Raw genomic sequence first — 2,818 nt, forward strand, 5'->3', positions numbered from 1 at the left:
CTGCGCGGCGATGCTGACCTCGAGCGTGGCGTCCTCGTGGGTCTTGCCCGTCTCCTCGCAGATCGTGCGGATCATCCGATCCGCGTTGGTCATCAGCCAGCGACGCGAGCGGTGCAGGACCTCGGCACGCGCGTCGAAGCCGGCCGCGGACCATCCGACCTGGGCCATGCGCCCGCGGGTCGCCAGCTCCTGAACCGCCCTGCCGTCGAGCACCGGCACCTTGGCGATCGTCGTGCCGCGAGCCGGGTCCTCCACGTCGATCGTGCGGGTTGCGGTCTGATCATCGGTGACGTCGGGCACGGGGTGCTCCTTGGTTGACGGCGGGCTGGGCGTGCTGCGGGTGGGATCAGGCGATGGCCGCGTGCATCGAGGCGAGCTCCTCGCGGACATCGGCGACGAGATCCACAGGTCCGGGACGAGCTCGCTGCGCGGCGAACGCGCTCAGCTGACGCATCAGTTCTCCGGCGGGCCGGGCGGAAGCTCCTCGCGGACGGCCGCGGCGAGTCGCCGGTCGTAGACCTCGCGTGCCCCGGCGTCGACCTCCAGGAACGTGCGGTCGGCCTTGATCATGCGCGCGCTCGTGTCGCGGAAGCGGCGGCCGAGGAGCTGATTGGCACGGACCGCGCCGCCCACGATCCGCGGGACGTAGACGTCTGCTCGCGGGACGGCGATCGCGGAGACGATCGCGGAGGCGACGTCGTCGGGGGTCACGGTCTGGATGAAGCGCGTTCCCTGCGTGCCGGCGATCAACTCCGTCTGGGTGAAGGAGGGCATCACGCACGTGAACTCGACCCCGCTGTCGCGGTACTCGACCCGTGCCGTCTCCGTCATCATGACCACCGCGGCCTTGCTGGCGCAGTACGAGACGGCGCCCGGCGCCGGGGCCTTCCCAGCCACCGAAGCGACGTTCACCACGTGGCCGGCGCCCCGAGGCACCATCCGCTGCAGCGCGAGGCGCATCCCGGTCATCGGACCGAGCACGTTGACCTCCATCACCTTGCGGGCCACTGCTTCGGACTCATCGACGAACGGGCCGAGCGGCATGATGCCCGCGTTGTTGACGAGGACGTCGAGAGGCCCGAGTCGATCCTCGGTGCTCTCGATCGCGGCCGAGAAGGCAGCGGGATCGCTGACGTCGAGTCGGACACCGAGGACGTCGGGCGCGATCTGGGCCGCGGCGCCGACGGTCGCGGACTCGTCGAGATCGCCGATCGCGACCCGGGCGCCCGCGGCGTGCAGGGCGGCGGCCGTGGCGTGACCGATGCCGCGAGCCGCCCCCGTGACGAGGACGACCCGACCCACGAGATCTGCGCTCGACATGGCGCCAGCATGACAGATTCTCAGACATCGTGTACGGTCAATATGTCTGCCGTAGTTGACCACGTTCCGTCTCGACCGCGAGGATCCCTCGATGAGCACCTCCACCCCGACCGATGTCGACCTCGCCCAGATCGATCTGTTCGACATGCAGTGGCACAGGGACGGCCCGCCGCACGACCTGTTCGCGCGGATGCGTGCCGAGGCGCCGGTCCGCTGGAACCCCTTGGCGGACGGGACGGGATGCTGGTCGGTGACCCGGCACGCGGACGTGTCGGCGATCAGCCGCGACACGGCGACCTACTCGTCCTACAGGGCCGGCATCTTCCTCCACCCGGACCAGGTGGTCGGGCTCGACCTGACGCGCAACCTGCTGCTGTACATGGACCCGCCGCAGCACACGAAGTACCGGATGATCCTGCAGAAGGCGTTCACCCCGCACACGGTCGCGGCGCTGGAGGACGACATCCGGGCGCGGGTCACCACGACGCTCGACAGGATCGCCACGGACGGATCGGCGGATTTCGTGAACGACATCGCGATTCCGATCCCGCTCGGCGTGCTCACCGAGCTGATGGGCGTTCCCGAGGAGGACATCGCCCAGTTCTTCCACTGGACCGAGGAGATCGAGGCGGCACAGCGGGCCCCCGAGCCCAACGCCGCGGCGGAGGTCTTCGTGCAGATGGCCGGCTACCTGCACGGCCAGATCGAGCGACAGGTCTCCGAGGGCATCGAGGACTCGCTGGTGATGAAGCTCCGTGCCGCCGAGGTGGAGGGGGAGAAGCTCACCGACCCCGAGATCCTGGTCTTCTTCGGGCTGCTCGCCTTCGCCGGTAACGACACCACCCGCAACACCCTGGCAACGGGCATGCATACGCTCCTCCAGCACCCGGACCAGCTCCAGGAGCTCGTCGCCGATCCGTCCCTGATCCCCGGCGCGGTCGAGGAGATCCTGCGCTACACGAGCGTCGTGCAGTGGTTCAACCGCACCGCCACGACCGACACCGAGCTCGGCGGCCAGCGGATCAAGGAGGGCGATCGTGTCGTCATGTGGTACACGAGCGCCTCACGCGACGAGGAGGTCTTCGACGATCCGCAGACCTTCGACATCCACCGCGCGAAGCCCGATCACAAGGCGTTCGGCGGTGGCGGTCGCCACTTCTGTCTCGGAGCCGGCCTCGCCCGTGCGGAGCTGCGGATCGCACTGGAGGAGATCACGCGACGGCTGCGGAACCTCGAGCTCTCCGGCGAGATCGAGCGACTCCCGTCGCACTGGGCCAACGGCCTGGTGAAGATGCCGGTCACCTTCACGCCGGAGGCGTAGCCTCCGGGCAGCCGGTCAGGCGGCCGCGAGCAGCGACTCGGCGACCGCCTCCGCAGCCGCGTCGGCGCCCCCTGCGAGCCGCCGTGACAGCTCTGCGCGCCGGTAGTACAGGGAGCAGTCGTGCTCCCACGTCGCGCCGACCCCGCCGTGGATGAAGATGTTCTCGGGGGCGCTGTA

At 69.5% G+C, this 2,818-nt stretch carries 3 protein-coding genes; 1 reads left to right on the forward strand and 2 read right to left on the reverse strand.

Features of this window, described 5'->3' with window-relative positions; translation table 11 throughout:
* Window positions 1–300: aldehyde dehydrogenase family protein (locus ABYE80_RS19385; RefSeq protein ID WP_372791950.1), on the reverse strand; the 300-nt coding region annotated here is incomplete at its 3' end.
* 153 nt (window positions 301–453) lie between these two features.
* Window positions 454–1,320 carry an SDR family oxidoreductase gene (locus ABYE80_RS19390; protein WP_372791951.1) on the reverse strand — a complete coding sequence of 289 codons (867 nt, stop codon included), beginning with the start codon at window positions 1,318–1,320 and terminating at the stop codon, window positions 454–456.
* Between the two features lie 91 nt (window positions 1,321–1,411).
* Here ABYE80_RS19390 and ABYE80_RS19395 point away from each other — a divergent pair, with 91 nt between their 5' ends.
* Window positions 1,412–2,641, forward strand: coding sequence for a cytochrome P450 (locus tag ABYE80_RS19395; protein WP_372791952.1), 1,230 nt, complete (start codon window positions 1,412–1,414; stop codon window positions 2,639–2,641).
* Window positions 2,642–2,818 lie beyond the last annotated feature (177 nt).

It is taken from the genome of Paraconexibacter sp. (assembly GCF_041602235.1).
In the GTDB taxonomy this organism is placed as follows: Bacteria; Actinomycetota; Thermoleophilia; order Solirubrobacterales; family Solirubrobacteraceae; genus Paraconexibacter.

Bases quoted from the DNA above. Each gene is read 5' to 3' on its own strand.
- ABYE80_RS19390 (WP_372791951.1), bottom strand. From the start codon at position 1,320: ATGTCGAGCGCAGATCTCGTGGGTCGGGTCGTCCTCGTCACGGGGGCG.
- ABYE80_RS19395 (WP_372791952.1), top strand. From the start codon at position 1,412: ATGAGCACCTCCACCCCGACCGATGTCGACCTCGCCCAGATCGATCTG.